15 protein-coding genes are annotated in these 16,627 nt (G+C 56.9%); 5 read left to right on the top strand and 10 right to left on the bottom strand.

From position 1 onward, the window contains the following. The first annotated feature begins 180 nt into the window (after positions 1-180). The 4 genes from glpA (at position 181) to APU02_RS12100 (ending at position 5,425) form a co-directional block, all read left to right on the top strand. The gene (gene glpA, locus APU02_RS12115) at positions 181-1,809 is read left to right on the top strand and encodes an anaerobic glycerol-3-phosphate dehydrogenase subunit A (protein WP_060570125.1); all 1,629 of its coding nucleotides are present in this window, start codon (positions 181-183) and stop codon (positions 1,807-1,809) included. Further along, positions 1,799-3,058: a glycerol-3-phosphate dehydrogenase subunit GlpB gene (glpB, locus tag APU02_RS12110; RefSeq protein WP_060570124.1), complete on the top strand. Its 1,260-nt coding sequence runs from the start codon at positions 1,799-1,801 to the stop codon at positions 3,056-3,058. Before glpA ends, glpB begins: the two co-directional genes overlap by 11 nt. Continuing rightward, the gene (gene glpC / locus APU02_RS12105) at positions 3,055-4,245 is read left to right on the top strand and encodes an anaerobic glycerol-3-phosphate dehydrogenase subunit GlpC (protein ID WP_060570123.1); all 1,191 of its coding nucleotides are present in this window, start codon (positions 3,055-3,057) and stop codon (positions 4,243-4,245) included. Before glpB ends, glpC begins: the two co-directional genes overlap by 4 nt. 217 nt (positions 4,246-4,462) lie before the next feature. Continuing rightward, entirely contained in the window at positions 4,463-5,425 is a 963-nt protein-coding gene (locus APU02_RS12100) for an Rpn family recombination-promoting nuclease/putative transposase (protein ID WP_060570122.1), read from the top strand. A 49-nt stretch (positions 5,426-5,474) separates the two neighbouring features. On the opposite strand, the gene yfaU is transcribed toward APU02_RS12100, so the two are convergent. From yfaU to APU02_RS12070, 6 genes are all read right to left on the bottom strand, one after another. Continuing rightward, complete coding sequence (gene yfaU, locus APU02_RS12095) at positions 5,475-6,278, bottom strand: 2-keto-3-deoxy-L-rhamnonate aldolase (protein WP_042290620.1); 804 nt, start codon at positions 6,276-6,278, stop codon at positions 5,475-5,477. Between the two features lie 25 nt (positions 6,279-6,303). After that, positions 6,304-7,593, bottom strand: a complete 1,290-nt coding sequence (locus tag APU02_RS12090; RefSeq protein ID WP_042290623.1) for an MFS transporter — start codon at positions 7,591-7,593, stop codon at positions 6,304-6,306. Positions 7,594-7,647: 54 nt separating this feature from the next. Next, positions 7,648-8,853 carry an L-rhamnonate dehydratase gene (gene rhmD / locus APU02_RS12085; RefSeq protein ID WP_060570160.1) on the bottom strand — a complete coding sequence of 402 codons (1,206 nt, stop codon included), beginning with the start codon at positions 8,851-8,853 and terminating at the stop codon, positions 7,648-7,650. Between the two features lie 12 nt (positions 8,854-8,865). Beyond that, positions 8,866-9,648, bottom strand: coding sequence for an IclR family transcriptional regulator (locus APU02_RS12080; RefSeq protein WP_042290625.1), 783 nt, complete (start codon positions 9,646-9,648; stop codon positions 8,866-8,868). A 298-nt stretch (positions 9,649-9,946) separates the two neighbouring features. Then, a complete protein-coding gene (locus APU02_RS12075; RefSeq protein WP_060570121.1) occupies positions 9,947-11,143 on the bottom strand; it encodes a nicotinamide mononucleotide deamidase-related protein YfaY in 1,197 nt (398 codons plus the stop codon). A gap of 93 nt (positions 11,144-11,236) precedes the next feature. Then, complete coding sequence (locus tag APU02_RS12070; RefSeq protein WP_042290635.1) at positions 11,237-11,779, bottom strand: YfaZ family protein; 543 nt, start codon at positions 11,777-11,779, stop codon at positions 11,237-11,239. A 312-nt stretch (positions 11,780-12,091) separates the two neighbouring features. Here APU02_RS12070 and nudI point away from each other — a divergent pair, with 312 nt between their 5' ends. After that, positions 12,092-12,517, top strand: coding sequence for a nucleoside triphosphatase NudI (gene nudI / locus APU02_RS12065; RefSeq protein WP_042290638.1), 426 nt, complete (start codon positions 12,092-12,094; stop codon positions 12,515-12,517). Between the two features lie 55 nt (positions 12,518-12,572). Here the strand turns inward: nudI and APU02_RS12060 are convergent, their stop codons facing one another. From APU02_RS12060 to menB, 4 genes are all read right to left on the bottom strand, one after another. Beyond that, complete coding sequence (locus APU02_RS12060; protein WP_042290640.1) at positions 12,573-13,178, bottom strand: histidine phosphatase family protein; 606 nt, start codon at positions 13,176-13,178, stop codon at positions 12,573-12,575. Between the two features lie 260 nt (positions 13,179-13,438). Further along, positions 13,439-14,809 (bottom strand): o-succinylbenzoate--CoA ligase, encoded by a 1,371-nt coding sequence (menE, locus tag APU02_RS12055; protein ID WP_060570120.1) that lies wholly within the window; start codon positions 14,807-14,809, stop codon positions 13,439-13,441. Next, complete coding sequence (gene menC / locus APU02_RS12050; RefSeq protein WP_060570119.1) at positions 14,806-15,768, bottom strand: o-succinylbenzoate synthase; 963 nt, start codon at positions 15,766-15,768, stop codon at positions 14,806-14,808. The genes menE and menC overlap by 4 nt, the downstream gene beginning before the upstream one ends. Next, positions 15,768-16,625 (bottom strand): 1,4-dihydroxy-2-naphthoyl-CoA synthase, encoded by an 858-nt coding sequence (menB, locus tag APU02_RS12045; protein WP_060570118.1) that lies wholly within the window; start codon positions 16,623-16,625, stop codon positions 15,768-15,770. The genes menC and menB overlap by 1 nt, the downstream gene beginning before the upstream one ends. Positions 16,626-16,627 lie beyond the last annotated feature (2 nt).

Here is a 16,627-nt window from a genome sequence, read left to right as displayed (position 1 = left end):
GTAAAGATACATGCGGTTAATGTGAATTACAGCACATATTGTTACAGTTTTATGACAAATGTTCAGAAAGGCGCACGAAATCACGTTTCATTTTCGAATCATGAGCGAATATGCGCGAAATCAAACAAACCATGCGTTTTATGTGGCTAAATGATAAAAAACGAACTGTGAGGGAAAACAATGAAAACTCGCGACTCGCAAACTGCTGACGTGATTATCATTGGTGGAGGCGCCACGGGGGCCGGTATTGCTCGTGACTGCGCGCTACGCGGCCTGCGCGTTATGTTAGTTGAACGCCACGACATCGCCACCGGCGCGACCGGGCGCAACCACGGTCTGCTGCACAGCGGCGCGCGCTATGCGGTCACTGACGCAGAGTCCGCCCGCGAGTGCATCAGCGAAAACCAGATTTTAAAACGTATCGCCCGTCACTGCGTTGAACCGACGGACGGTCTGTTTATTACCCTGCCCGAAGACGACCTCGCATTCCAGGCCACGTTTATTCGCGCCTGCGAAGAGGCCGGGATCCGCGCAGAGGTGATCGATCCGCAGCAGGCGCGCATAATTGAACCCTCAGTCAATCCACAGCTGACTGGCGCGGTAAAAGTCCCTGACGGCACGGTCGATCCGTTCCGCCTCACGGCGGCGAATATGCTTGATGCGAAGGAGCATGGCGCAGTTATTCTGACCGCTCATGAAGTGACCGGCCTGATCCGCGAAGGGGCAACGGTCAGCGGCGTGCATGTACGCAATGCGCTGACTGGCGAAACGCAGACGCTGCATGCGCCAGTGGTGGTCAATGCCGCCGGGATCTGGGGGCAACGAATCGCGGAATACGCCGACCTGAGCATCCGCATGTTCCCGGCGAAAGGATCGCTGCTGATTCTGGATCACCGTATTAATCAACATGTGATAAACCGCTGCCGTAAGCCGTCCGATGCCGATATTCTGGTGCCGGGCGACACCATTTCACTCATTGGCACCACCTCAACCCACATTGATTACAACGATATCGACAGCAACCGCGTCACCGCCGAGGAAGTGGATATTCTGCTGCGTGAAGGGGAAAAACTGGCGCCCGTGATGGCGAAGACCCGTATCCTGCGCGCATACTCCGGAGTAAGGCCGCTGGTCGCCAGCGACGACGATCCGAGCGGACGCAACGTCAGCCGCGGTATTGTGCTGTTCGACCATGCGGAACGCGATGGTCTGGACGGATTTATCACCATTACCGGCGGCAAACTGATGACCTACCGCCTGATGGCGGAGTGGGCCACCGATGCGGTCTGTCGCAAACTGGGTAATACTCGCCCCTGCATGACCGCCGACACGCCGCTGCCTGGTTCGCACGAACCGACAGAAACCACCCTTAAGCGCGTGATCTCCCTGCCCGCGCCGCTGCGCGGCTCCGCCGTTTATCGCCACGGCGATCGCACGCCGGCGTGGTTAAGCCAGGGACGTCAGCATCGCAGCGTGGTTTGCGAATGTGAAGCCGTCACCGCTGGCGAAGTCCAGTACGCGGTGGAAAATTTAAACGTGAACAGCCTGCTTGACCTGCGCCGCCGTACCCGCGTAGGCATGGGCACCTGCCAGGGTGAACTGTGCGCCTGCCGTGCCGCCGGATTGTTGCAACGTTTTAATATCACCACCGCCACACAATCCATCAGCCAACTCTCTGATTTCTTAAATGAACGCTGGAAAGGCGTGCAGCCTATCGCCTGGGGCGACGCGCTGCGCGAAAGCGAATTCACCCGCTGGGTATACCAGGGCTTATGTGGTCTGGAAAAGGAGCCGCGCGATGAGATTTGATACAGTCATTATGGGCGGCGGTCTGGCCGGACTCCTCTGCGGTTTGCAGTTGCAAAAACATGGCCAGCGCTGTGCGATCGTCACCCGCGGGCAAAGCGCGCTGCACTTCTCCTCCGGTTCGCTGGATCTGCTCAGCGCATTACCGGATGGACAACCGGTAACGGATATCGCTGCCGGTCTGGACGCACTGCAAAAACAGGCGCCTGCCCACCCTTATTCACAACTGGGAACAGAACATGTGCTACAGCTTGCACAGCAAGCACAGGCAGTGCTGCAGGCATCCGGTGCGCAGATGCAGGGCGACGTAAGGCAATCGCATCAGCGCGTCACCCCGCTGGGCACGCTGCGGACAACCTGGCTTAGCGCGCCGGAAATTCCGGTCTGGCCGCTTACCGCAAAACACTTGTGCGTGGTCGGTATCACCGGTCTGCTCGATTTTCAGGCGCATCTTGCCGCCGCCTCTCTGCAGCAGGCCGGTTTGACGGTCGACACGGCGGAGATCGACCTGCCCGAACTGGACGTGCTACGCGACAACGCCACGGAGTTTCGCGCGGTGAACATTGCGCGTTTTCTTGACAACGAAGACAAATGGCCGCTGCTGTTCGACGCGCTGTTACCCGTGGCGAAAAGCTGCGAGATGGTGATGATGCCCGCCTGCTTTGGCCTCGCGGATGAGCGCCTATGGCGCTGGCTCAACGCGCGCCTGCCGTGTCCGCTGACGCTGCTGCCGACCCTGCCGCCGTCTGTGCTGGGCATTCGTCTGCATAATCAGCTTCAGCGCCAGTTTGTACGTCAGGGCGGGATCTGGATGCCAGGCGATGAAGTGAAGAAAGTGACCTGCAAAAACGGCGCGGTGAGCGAAATCTGGACCCGCAATCATGCTGATATTCCACTCCGTCCGCGCTTCGCGGTACTGGCCAGCGGCAGCTTCTTCAGCAGTGGGCTGGTGGCTGACCGTCAGGGCATTCGCGAACCGATTCTTGGACTGGATGTTCAGCAAACGGCCAACCGCGCCGGGTGGTACCGACAAGATTTCTTTGACGCCCAACCCTGGCAGCAGTTTGGCGTCACCACCGACGCAGCGTTACGTCCATCGCTGGCCGGGCAAACGGTAGAAAACCTGTTTGCCATTGGTTCGGTGCTCGGCGGATTCGACCCGATAACCCAGGGATGCGGCGGCGGCGTCTGCGCCGTCACCGCCTTACACGCCGCCCATGAGATCGCAAAACGTGCAGGAGGTGAGCAATGAGCGATACCCGTTTTGAAAGTTGCATCAAGTGCACAGTGTGCACCACCGCCTGTCCGGTCAGCCGCGTCAATCCCGGTTATCCCGGCCCCAAACAGGCCGGACCCGACGGCGAGCGTCTGCGTCTGAAAGACGGTGCGCTATACGATGAGGCGCTGAAATATTGCATTAACTGCAAGCGCTGCGAAGTGGCGTGTCCGTCTGATGTGAAGATTGGCGATATCATTCAGCGCGCGCGGGCAAAATATGACACTTCGCGCCCGTCGCTACGCAATTTCATCCTCAGCCATACGGATCTGATGGGAAGCGTCTCTACGCCGTTCGCCCCGGTGGTGAATACCGCAACATCGCTAAAACCGGTGCGCCAGTTGCTTGATTACGCGCTAAAAATCGACCATCGTCGCACCCTGCCCAAATACTCGTTTGGCACCTTCCGTCGCTGGTATCGCAGCGTGGCGCAGCAGCAGGCGCAGTATAAGGATCAGGTCGCCTTCTTTCATGGTTGTTTTGTCAATTACAACCATCCGCAACTCGGAAAGGACTTAATTAAGGTGCTGAACGCCATGGGCACCGGCGTCCAGTTGTTGAGCAAAGAGAAGTGTTGCGGGGTACCACTTATCGCCAACGGTTTCACCGACAAAGCGCGTAAGCAGGCGGTGACGAACGTCGAATCGCTGCGCGAAGCGATAGCGGTAAAAGGCATCCCCGTTATCGCCACCTCCTCCACCTGTACCTTCGCCCTGCGCGACGAGTATCCGGAAGTGCTGGATGTCGACAACCGCGGTCTGCGAGAGCACATCGAACTGGCGACCCGCTGGCTGTGGCGCAGACTTGATGAAGGCAAAACGTTGCCGTTGAAAACGCTGCCGCTGAAAGTGGTTTATCACACGCCGTGCCACATGGAAAAAATGGGCTGGACGCTGTATACCCTTGAACTGCTGCGCCGTATACCGGGTCTGGAGCTAACGGTGCTGGACTCTCAGTGCTGCGGAATCGCCGGAACCTATGGCTTTAAGAAAGAGAACTACCCCACCTCGCAGTCCATTGGCGCGCCGCTGTTTAAACAGATTGAAGAGAGCGGCGCAGATATCGTGGTCACCGACTGCGAAACCTGCAAATGGCAAATTGAGATGTCCACCAGCAAGCGTTGCGAACATCCGATAACGCTGTTAGCGCAGGCGCTCGGCTAACGCACTTACCTGACGGCGCAAAACGCAGAGCCTGAACATCACATCCATGCCGGATTGCATCCGGCATTTTTGCGTGATTCTTTCCATAAAACTGTATACGTTGCAACCGCAAGCAACTTTCCCTCGTCCCGCCGCGCAAAGCCTGAATTCAACTAATGCAACCCGCGCCATCAGCCTGTAACGTCACGACAACACAATGTTAAGGTGACGGACTACCATGACGCATTCAACCACATCCACTCCGCACGATGCGGTGTTTAAAAAGCTGATTTCCAGTCCTGAAGTGGCACGGGACTTTCTCACTATCCACCTTCCCGCGCCATTGCGCGAAATGTGCGATTTAACAACGCTCAGGCTGGAAGCCACCACGTTTATCGAACAGGATCTCCGCGCATATTATTCTGACGTCGTGTGGTCGCTGAAAACAAAAGAAGGCGAAGGCTATATCTATTGCGTCATTGAACATCAGAGCACTGCCGTGCCACATATGGCCTTTCGGCTCATGCGCTATGCCACCGCAGCCATGCAACATCATCTGGATGCCGGGCATAAAACGCTGCCGCTGGTGATCCCGATGCTGTTTTACCACGGCGTGCAAAGTCCGTATCCCTGGTCGCTAAACTGGCTGGACGAATTTGATAATCCGCAGCTGGCGCGGCAGCTCTATACGGAGGCCTTTCCGCTGGTGGACATAACGGTGGTGCCTGACGATGAAATCATGCAACACCAGCGCGTTGCTCTGCTTGAGCTTATGCAAAAGCATATCCGGGATCGCGATCTGATGGGTCTGGTTGACCGGCTGGTGACGCTGTTAGTTACCGGTATTGCTAATGACAGCCAGCTGCAAACGCTGTTTAATTATCTGGTGCAGTACGGCGATGCGACGCGCTTTAGCGAGTTTATCCGCGAGGTCGCCGAACGTTCCCCCCATCATAAGGAGAGACTGATGACGATTGCAGAACGACTGCGGCAGGAAGGCCACCGTCATGGATTGCAGGAGGGGCTGCAAAAAGGCCTTCAGCAAGGGCTTGAACAAGGATTACACGAAGGTAAGCAAACAGGCACCAGAGAAGAGGCGCTGCGCATTGCGCGAATGATGATCGAGAAAGGGATCGAACGTGATTTGGTGCTGACCATCACCGGTATCTCTGTTGATGAGGTCATAGCCAGCCACCACTGATGCCATAAGCAGGCCGGATAAGCGAAGCGTCGCCATCCGGCACGTTTACTCAGTAGCTACTTTTTACCGGGGTCGCTGAACCGACAGCTTTAAACATCGCCAGTCGGCGATCCAGCGCCTCGGTATAAAGCATGGTATCGACGCCCACGGCGACGAAGTTAGCCCCCCACTGCAGGCATTTTTTCGCCATGGCCGGGTCAACCGCGAGGAACCCTGCCGCTTTACCGGCGGCGCGTATGCGAGCAATGCTTTCCTGAATGATGCGCTGCACGTCCGGGTGTCCGGCGTTATCCGGATACCCCAGCGACGCAGAGAGATCCGCCGGGCCAATAAACACGCCGTCAATGCCGTCCACGTCGAGAATAGCGTCGAGATTGTCGAGCGCCGTTTTGCTTTCGACCTGTACCAGCAGGCACAGCGATTCGTTGGCCTGCGCCATGTAGTTGTCGATACGTCCCCAGCGTGCCGCCCGCGCGACGCTGGCCCCGACGCCGCGCTCGCCAAGCGGTGGGTAACGGGTGGCGGCAACTACCTGACGCGCCTGTTCGGCGGTATCGACCATCGGGATTAGCAGCGTTTGCGCACCGATATCCAGCACCTGTTTAATCAGCGCTTTGCTTCCCTCAACCGGCCGGATCACCGGCTGGCTGGCATACGGCGCGATAGCCTGTAATTGATGATACAGATCCTGCACCGTATTCGGTGCGTGTTCACCGTCGATCAGCAGCCAGTCATAACCGGAGGTCGCGGCAATTTCCGCCATATAAGACGTGGTCGAACTCAGCCACAGCCCAATTTGCACTTCCCCTTTTTGTAAACCTTCCTTAAAAGGGTTTGCTAACAATGCGTTCATAATGATCCTTACAACGTGGATAAAATTATTGATGCGCAGCACCCGGTTGCGACGCGGCACGGTTCACGCTCAGAGTGAAGATGATTAACGCGCCAATGATGGCGACCCCGGCCAGAGTCAGCAGACCCGCCGCGTCGCTGGCGAACATCGTTTCCGCCTTCACGCGCAGGATCGGCGCGATAAATCCCCCTACCGCGCCAAACAGGTTAACAAAGCCGATCCCCGCCGCCAGCGCCGTACCCGAAAGCAGCTGCGTCGGCATGGTCCAGAACACCGGTTGTACCGCAATAAAGCCCACCGCCGCGACGCAAAGCGCCAGTATTGCCAGCACCGGAGAAACCAGCCCGGAAAGCCCAATACCAATGCCAGCCGCTAACAGCGTCAGCGCGGCGACATTTCGGCGATCGCCGGTGCGGTCGGAATAGCGCGGGATGAGCCAGGTGCCAAACAGCGCGGCGACCCACGGAATGGCGGTGACCACCGACGCGGTGAACCCCACTTTGGTGCCCAACAACGCCGCCACCTGCGTCGGCAGAAAGAAGATCAGGCCGTACACCGCTACCTGGATCGTCAGGTAAATGATCGCCAGTTGCCAGACGCGTCCGTTACGCAGGGCATCGGTGAGTTTTGACGTGACTTTCTTCTCTTCTTCGCTCGCCAGTTGGCTTATCAGCGCGGCCTTTTCTTCTGCGCTCAGGAAACGTGCCTGTTGCGGCGTGTCGTCCAGCCAGAAAAACGTGAACACGCCTGCGCCAACCGCCAGTAAACCTTCGATAACGAACATCCAGAACCATCCCGGATGCCCCATGAAGCCGTGCATTTCCAGCAGCGCGCCGGAAAGCGGCGACCCCAGCGTCAGCGCCAGCGGCGCGCCCATATAGAACAGCCCCATAATGCTTGCGCGGGTGCGCTGCGGGAACCACTGCGAGGTCAGATAGATCATGCCGGGGAAGAAACCGGCTTCCGCCGCCCCCAGCAGGGTACGAATAATCAGGAATTTCGCCTCTGTATCCGCCCACGCCATCGCCGCGGAGAGAAAGCCCCACAGCAGCGTGGTGGTGCCGATCCAGGTTCTCGCCCCCAGTTTGCGCATCAGCAGGTTGGCAGGCACCCCGAGAAAGGCGTAGACCACGAAGAAAATCCCCGCCCCCAGCGCATAGGCTTCATTGCTTAGCCCGGTATCAATTTGATAGGTCTCTTTGGCGAAGCCAATATTCGAACGATCCAGAAACGCCAGTACGTACAGCGTGAGCATGAACGGGATCAAACGCGCGCGGTTTTTCTTTACGACGCGGTCAAGCAAAGTGGTACTCATAGCAAGATCCTCAACAGGGAGGGCGTTGCCGGATGAACGGCAACGCACAGGTCATTAGTGGCTATAAGGGCGTTTCAGGTTGCAGTCGCGGTTAAGCTCGACGCCAAATCCAGGCTTATCCAGTACAGATTTATGAATGCGTCCGTTCACCGGCACCGGCTCATCGAGCAGGATCGGGTCAAACTGCGGGCGCATCGTTGAACAGTCCGGGCTGGTCATCAGGAATTCGCTGAATGGCGTATTCGTGAAGGTAATGACCGCGTGATGCGAATAGACCGAGGAACCGTGTGGCACCACCAGCTGTCCGCGCGCTTTGGCGATAGCGGCGATCTCGACCAGCGTGGTCAGGCCGCCGCACCAGCCCACATCCGGCTGCATAATGTCGATGCCGGTTTCCGACAAGGTGCGGAAAGACTGGAGGGTGCCGTGATGCTCACCGCTGGTGACCATCATCCCCGCCGGCGCGTTGCGCTTCAGTTCTCGGTAGCCTTCATACTGCTGCGGCGGCAGACACTCTTCAATCCATTTCAGATTGTAAGGCGCACAGGCGTGGGCCAGTTTGGTGGCATAGTTCACGTCCTGGCTCATCCAGCAGTCGAGCATCAGCCAGAAGTCCGGGCCGCACTTCTCGCGCATATCGGCGACCATTGCCGCATCTTTACGGATCCCCGCATCGCCGTCATGCGGCCCCCAGTGGGTCGGCATTTTCCCGCCGATAAAGCCCATCCCTTTCGCCAGATCAGGACGGGCGCCAGTGGCATAGAACTGAATTTCGTCCCGCACTGCGCCGCCAAGCAGTTTGTAAACCGGCAGGCCAACGACTTTACCGAACAGATCCCACAACGCCAGATCGACGCAGGAAATCGTGTTCATGACCAGACCGCCGGAACCGGAATAGTACATGGTCGCGCCAAGCATTTGATCGTGTATCAGTTTGATGTCGCTGACACATTTCCCTTCGATAAACCGATTGAGATGCTTTTCAACGATAAAACAGCCCATCTCGCCCGCCGTGGAGACGGCAAAGCCCGTCTGGCCGTTATCGGCTTCGACTTCCACAATCAGCGTGCCCAGTACGTTGATCCCGAAAGACTGACGCGACTGTTCGTACTCGCGATATTTACTCATCGGCGTGGCGATGTGATCGTCAATCCAGTGATTGGCCCCCTGATCGTGATAGTCACCGCCGCCAGCGCCTTTTTCAGCCGTAGCGCCGCCGGTAAACCAGGCGCGAACATGTTTAATTTTAGGTAGGGTCATGATGTTCTCCATTTATGATGCGAGTGAATCGAAGGGACTTTTCCATCCCAGAAGGCGTGAAATATCCTTCGCGCAGGCAATCGCCTTCCCGGCCAGATAATCACGGTTCTCATCGTTGATTTGTAATCGGGTGCCGACCACCGAAATGGCGGCGGCGGGTTCATTGTTGGCATTAAAAACTGGCGCGGCGACGCAACGCACGTCCGGGTAATCTTCACCGTTGTCAAAGCTCCATCCGCGCTGGCGGATGCGCTCCAGTTCGTCGCTAAGCTGTTGCGGGTCGGTAATGGTCGTCGGCGTCGCCTTTTCCCATACCAGTTGCGCAATGATGGCTTTGCGCACTGGCGCCGGTTGCCAGGCCAGCAGACATTTGCCGATACCGGAACGATAAAGCGAAAGGCTTTTACCTTCGTGGGAGCGAACGCTGATGGTGGAGGAAGATTCCACTTTCAGGATGTAGTAAGCACTCTCGTGATCGATGATCCCCAAATGGCAGAGCATGCCGGTTTCATCCATCAACTGTGTCAGGCGCGGGCGTGCCAGTTCACGCAGATCCATTTTGCTAAGCGCATGCCCGGAAAGCTCCACCAGTTTGGTCCACAGGCAAAAATTCTCCTGATGGTCGACGCTGATAAACCGCTGGCGCTTCAGTTCGTTGAGCAGCAGATACGCGGTGCTCTTGGGAATGCCCAGCGTCTCAATGATCGTCGCCGCGCTGCACGGGCCAATCCTCGCGATCAGATTAAGGATGTCGATGGCGCGGGTAAGCGCCGGCACTTTACTTGATTCCAACATACTGGACTCCAGTCTGAGATACTGGAATCAGTGTGATCGGTACGCGGGGGGAAATTTGTGAAGCACATCAAATCGCGCCTCACTTCCAGCAGAATGGAAAAAAAATGAGGAAAAATGTGAATAAACGCACGGATTTTTTCGGCGGAAGTACAACAGGTTGGACAAGCATGACGGCTTATTGCCGGATGGCGACTGACGCCACGGTGGGCATCTTAAAAAGCGCTATCGCCCAGGCCCGGTATGCCGTAACGCAACCGGGCAGTGTGCCGGAAACTTTTTTACAAGCGAGTCAGCGCGATCACAGCGTAAACGACTCGACCACCTCAATCCAGCCGTGCTCTGTCGCGATCTCCTGATTGTTAAGCCAGCGGCGCAGCATATTCAGCGCCATCATCGCGCAGACTTCCTGACGCACCTGCAGGCTATGCCGTGTGACGCTAAAATGAACCCGTAGCGCCCAGGTGCCGTCTGGCGTGGCCAGGGCAAAATTAAGATGCTCGTTTTCCAGGCCGGATACCGCCAGCGCCAGACCGGCATAATGGTTACCGCGACGCTCGTTCGTCCAGTGCGCGGTTTGCGCCAGCGTTTCTTCCTGAGAAGGCACCACTTCACTGGCCAGAAGCGGCGCGCCCGCCCTTGAAAGTTGCAACGCCACCAGCCCTGCGGTGTACTGCTCGCTGAGCGTCAGGCTAAGCTGCCTTTTCTGCAGTTCACGGGCAATTTGCGCAGGCAGGCCTTCCGTGCCTTCAAAGATCAGGCTTTGTCCGGCAACGCGCTTCACCTCCTGCCACAGGGTTTGCATCGCTTCACGCTGGGCGTATGGGCCAGTGAGCTTCAGCTCGATGATCGGCATTGACGAACGGTACCCCAGCGTCACACCTTCCGGCAACGTCAGCGAGTCAAGGCTTTGGGCAAGATCGCTTTCCGAACGTCCAAAGGTCGTCAGACGCAGACACAGCGGTGCTTCGCTCAGCGCGAAGCGTTCACGCAGGCGCGGCAGGATCTCGTGCTCAATCATCACCTTAAATTCAGACGGCACGCCCGGCGTGAAAAACATCAGGCAGCGATTCAACTGAACCGCAAAGCCGCAGGCGGTCCCGACCGGATTGTTGATAAACTCGGCGCTGGCCGGCAGCTCCGCCTGTTTGCGGTTGCTGGGCGCCATCGCCCGACCGCGCTCGCGGAAAAAACGCGCCATTTCAGCAAGCCAGGGTTCATGTAACACCAGCCCCTCCCCCTTTGCCGTCGCCGCCGCCAGGGCGCTCAGATCATCGCTGGTGGGACCCAGCCCACCATTGACGATCAGAACATCTGCGTGCTGGCTGCGCTCGCGCAAAACGGCGACCAGGTCGTCAAGATTGTCGCCCACCGTGTTGCGACGCGTTAAGGGTAATCCCTGATTAAAGAAAAAATCGGCCAGCCAGGCGGCGTTAGTGTCGACAATTTGCCCATGCAACACTTCATCCCCGGTGGATAGCATCTCCACGTGTAACATCGTGTTCTCCTGCTTTTATGATGCAAACACTATAACGCATGAAGAAGGAGGAGGAGAAAAAAACAGGCGCGGCAGGACGCCGCGCCGAAGCGATTAGAAGCTGGCGTTAACCCCAACATACGGACCGTCAGCAATTGCGTTGTCGCGGTTGCCGTCTTTGCCCGCCAGATTCAGATAGCGATAGCCCGCTTCAATGCTCAGCGGACGCAGAAGGGTCCAGCGTGCGCCAGCGTTAGCTTCTTCATAGCTGTCAATACCGCTGGACAGCGAGTCCGGTGAGTAATAGTACTCGCCAAACAGACGGAAGCTGTCGCCAATCGGCCACTGCAGCCCGCCGCCGACCGCCGCCGCGTAACCTTCTTCACCATCCTTGGGATTGGTATAAATGCCTTTGCCGCCGACCGTTGCCAGCATGGGTCCAAGAGGAATATTTAACCCCAGACCCAGACCTGCGGCGTCGCCGTCGTCATCGTTGTGCATCCAGTTACCGCTCAGCGCCAGGCCGCTGGACTCCGTACCAAATCCAACACCGAGATTGGTGTAATCTTCCCCCGCCTGGCCGCTGATACTCATCGCATTCACGGTCGCGGACACGAACAGCATTCCAGCCAGTCCAACTATTACGCTTTTTTTCATTTTTACCCTTTCCAGCAAGCAATTGCGCAAAACGTCCCAAAACCGCCGGATTGTACTGTCATTAACGCAGGAATCAAGGTGTTAAAAAATGGTTAGTTCAGGGTTTTGTAACTAAATAAGATCGGTCTGGTAAGGGGAAACGGTAACGAAATCCGTATAGCCATTAGGGGCTTGCCCAGGATCAATTTTTTATTGATCAATCTTCCTTACATTAATTCCCGGTTTTGTCTGGAAAAGAGACGTTTTTTACTCGTGTTGTCAGGCGATATGCTTTTCGCTGGCACATTTACCTCTGCTTTAAGGAACATTATCGTGCGTCAAAGGACTATTGTTTGCCCCTTAATACAGAATAATGGCAGTTACCTGTTGTGCCAGATGGCCGACGATCGCGGTGTTTTTCCGGGTCAATGGGCCTTATCAGGCGGTGGCGTGGAGCCGGGGGAGCTAATTGAAGACGCCCTGCGTCGTGAGATCCGCGAAGAGCTCGGAGATGAATTGATACTGAGTGATATTAACCCCTGGACGTTCAGCGATGATATCCGTACTAAAACCTATCCGGACGGTAGTCAGGAAGAGATCTACATGATTTACCTGATCTTTGACTGCATTGCCGCTAACCGTGAAGTGCATATTAACGAAGAGTTTCAGGCCTTCGCCTGGGTCAAACCGGAAGATTTACCGAAATATGATCTGAATATCGCCACGCGAAAAACGTTGGGGCTGAAAGGATTACTTTAACAGAACATGACAGCCTTTATGGCTGTCATTGAGACGCTGATGAGATAAGCTTTTATTATTGAATCATCAGTTGACCATCTAAATAAAGCTTACCGTGATCGGCATGCATCACTAAAGCGTCCAGATATCCCGGATCGTATTTAACGCCGCGCATATTTTCCGCCAGCCACGTCAGACAATGATTATGCGTAAAAATAACCGTATTTTTACCCTGTGACTGTTTGGCGAGGCGTAGAATAGCCCGTTGTGTTCCGCCTCCACATGTACGCATCGCGTTATCCACGGTGAGTTTCTTACCGCCGGAAAACCACGTCGCCGACTGAATAGTGCGTACGGCAGGACTGGCAAATAATGAATAATCGTTAATTTGTGCGGCGAACGTCTCTCCACGCGCCCTGGCCTGATGCGCGCCGTATGCGGTAATACCGGTTTTATCTGACAGACAGGGATGTTCGGAACGATCGCAGCGCTCAGCATGGCGAAACAGAACGATGACGGGGTGCTGCTTTGCCAGCAAGGCGAGCGTCGGGGTATTGATGCGCGGCAAACCGTTGCTGCTCCACGCCACCTTGCCGCTAACACCAATCAGAACAACCAGACTGACGATCAAAATAGCGGCATATTTTCGGGAATGAGAAAAATACTGGAAAAAAGCTGACACGTCACTTTCCACGCAATAAAAATAAATAAAATACGGTCTACCTTTCGGTATACCAGTCGAAAATTCGTGTCGTGAAAATGCCTTAAAATCTGAATAAAAGCAAAGGTTATTCAGGCGAACAATCCCTTTTTCGTCTTTATTTTATTTCTTAAGGTTAAATTAATATTCACCTGCTAATATTGCTTTACCCGCTATTTAATAATTATTTCCCGAAGAGTTTAATGACGTTTTTCGGGGAGATTGCTCCCCCCGCGTATTCATTATCGATCCGCGTAAATCTGTCGCACCCAGTCGGTCAACGCCCGGCGTGAAATTTTGATGCCGCCGTTTTTAAGCGTATCCGGCAGGATCAACCACCCCACCGGCTGCTGGAAACGCGCCAGCTTGTCTTTCACCCATTCGCGAAGGTCCGGAACCGCTTCGCTGGCGTCATATTCCACGACCGCAACGGGACGTTGGCCGAACTCGGCATCCGCCACGGGAACAATAAAGACCTGTTGCACCTGCGGATGGGCGGCAATCACCCGCTCAACCTCTTCCGGTTGGATCCCTTCGCCACCGCTAAAAAAGAGATTATCCAGCCGCCCGAGAAGGGTTAATTTATTATTAGACAGCACACCGCGATCGCGTGTAGCAAACCATCCTTCGTCGTTAACCAGCGGCGCCAGTCTGCCGTTTCGCCAGTAACCTGCCGCCATGCTCGCCGCACGCAGCCACACTTCGTCATTAACAACGTTGACTTCGCGTCCCGGTAACGGCCCCCCGACGTCCGCCTGCCCATCGGCCTCTTTGGCGCATACCGTCGAGGCAAATTCGGTCAGTCCGTAGCCGCACCAACAGCGAATGCCCTGCGCGCGCGCCTGCTCCGTTAACGCAACCGGGATCGCCGCGCCGCCGAGCAGCACCGCCTTCAGCGAAACGGGCGTCTGGTTCATCAGCAACCGCCACAGTTGCGTTGGCACCAGCGACGCATGGGTGCATCCGGCCAGCATCTGCTCCAGCGGCTGTTTTTCCCGTACGGTCATCCGCGCGCCGGCAAACAGCCAGCGCCATAAGATGCCCTGACCGGAGACGTGAAACAGCGGCAGGGAAAGCAGCCAGTCGTCGTCTTTGCCGAAGGGTATCAGCGAGAGGACGCCTTCGGCGCTGGCGAGATGCGCCTTGCAGGTATGCACGGCGGCCTTAGGCAAACCGGTAGAGCCGGACGTCAGCGTCATTGAACTCAGACGCTGTGGTTGCCAGGCCACGCCATGATCGCCCGCCTCTTCCCGCATCGTCAGCGTCGTCAAAAAAGCAAAGGGATTGTCGCCTTCGCGATCCAGCGCAAACTGTAACGTCAGATCCGGCAGCAGCGTGGACAGAAGCGACTGCGGAAGCTGCGGGTTGATCGGCAGAACACGCGCGCCGCACTGCAATAGCGCCAGCCACGCCAACAGCGTCTGAGGATGGTTCCAGGCGCGCAGCATTACCCCACTGCCTTCCACCACGCCCTGCGCGGCAAAGCCGCCCGCCAGCGCGTTAATGCGCTGGCAGAGCGCTTGCCAGGTGAGTACCTCATCATTCAGGCGCAGAGCGGGCGCATCCCCTCTTACCTGCCGCCAGTGACGCCACGGCCAGTCAGAAAAGCTCATTGCACCCGTTCCAGCGCATCAAGTTCTGTACACGGTAGTGTGCTGCCCGGCCAGCGGCGAAGCTGCTGCGTCTGCATCAGGTTCAGGGTGTCGAGACCGGGAATGGTCTGCGGCGTCAGCCACGCGGCAATACGCGCCAACTGCGTTAAACCCAGGCTCGATTCAATGGACGAACTGATCACCGCCGTCAGCCCCAGCGCATGTGCGGACTCAACCTGTTGACGAACCTTGTCCAGCGAGCCGGTCAGCGTCGGCTTGATCACCACCGCGCGGACGCCCTCTTCCGCCTCGAAGGCGAAGTCGGCATCGCGCAGGCTTTCATCCCAGGCGATGGCAATACCGGTCTCACGGGCAAATGCCCGGGAATCGTCGCGGGTTTTACACGGTTCTTCCAGGAAAGCGATGCGATGGCGATAGTCCGGGTTGACGTACTTCGCAAATTGTTGCGCTTTCAGCGGTGTCCAGGCACGGTTGGCATCCAGACGCAGATGCAGCTCCGGTATTGCCTCCAGCAGCAGGTTAACCACCATGCCGTCGCGTACCGCTTCGTACAGGCCGACTTTTATCTTCGCCACTTTTTCGCCAGGCATGTCGGCCAGTTGCAGCACCAGATCGTCCGGATCGCCGGTACACAGCGGCGCGGCGCGATAGTCCGCCGCCGCGGGCAGCATTCCCGTCAGTTCCGCCTGCGCGCAGCTGACGCCAAACGCCACCGACGGCATATCCGGCAGTAACTCGCCGCCCAGCAGCCAGTCGTTAACCCAGGCCAGCAGAGCCACCTGCGCATCTTCAACGGTTTCGAGGCTAAAGCCTGGCAGCGGGGAGATCTCTCCCCACCCTTCCCGTTCGCCGTCACGCAGACAGACATACAGCCCGTCGCGGGTTTTTAACCGCCTGTCACGCAGAACCACCCCCGCGTCCATGGGGATCTGCCAGCGGTATACCTGCGCGCTACGCATTACGGATTCCGTTTGAATTTGCTGAAATCAGGCTGACGTTTCTGGTTGAAGGCGTTACGGCCTTCCTGACCTTCTTCCGTCATATAGAACAGCATGGTGGCATTTCCCGCCAGTTCCTGCAGGCCCGCCTGCCCGTCACAGTCGGCGTTCAGCGCGGCTTTCAGGCAGCGCAGCGCCATCGGGCTGTTTTGCAGCATTTCGCGACACCAACGCACGGTCTCTTTTTCCAGATCCGCCAGCGGAACTACGGTGTTAACCAGCCCCATATCCAGCGCCTGCTGCGCATCATACTGACGGCACAGGAACCAGATTTCACGCGCTTTCTTTTGTCCAACGATCCGCGCCATGTAAGATGCGCCCCAGCCGCCGTCAAACGAACCGACTTTCGGGCCGGTCTGGCCGAAAATTGCATTTTCCGCTGCGATGGTCAGATCGCACATCATATGCAGCACGTGGCCGCCGCCGATGGAATAACCGGCCACCATCGCCACTACCGGCTTCGGACAGGTGCGGATCTGGCGCTGGAAATCCAGCACGTTCAGGTGATGTACGCCGGAGTCGTCCTGGTAACCGCCGTAGTCGCCGCGCACCTTCTGGTCGCCACCCGCGCAAAAGGCTTTGTCACCTTCGCCAGTGAGGATAATCACCCCCACGTTGTCGTCATAACGGGCATCCGCCAGCGCCTGGATCATCTCTTTAACGGTCAAAGGACGGAAAGCGTTGCGCACCTGTGGACGGTTAATGGTGATTTTTGCAATACCGTCGCTGGACCTCTCATAGCGAATATCGGTGTAGCCTTCAGAGCAGTCGTGCCATTCAACCGGTGCGTAAAGCATTGTTTCATCAGGATAGATCATAG

The sequence above is a fragment of the Citrobacter sp. 50677481 genome (assembly GCF_001463265.1).
GTDB lineage: Bacteria > Pseudomonadota > Gammaproteobacteria > Enterobacterales > Enterobacteriaceae > Citrobacter_A > Citrobacter_A sedlakii.
The sequence above is the reverse complement of the archived record's forward strand: the minus strand, read 5'-3'. Positions and strand labels throughout refer to the sequence as shown.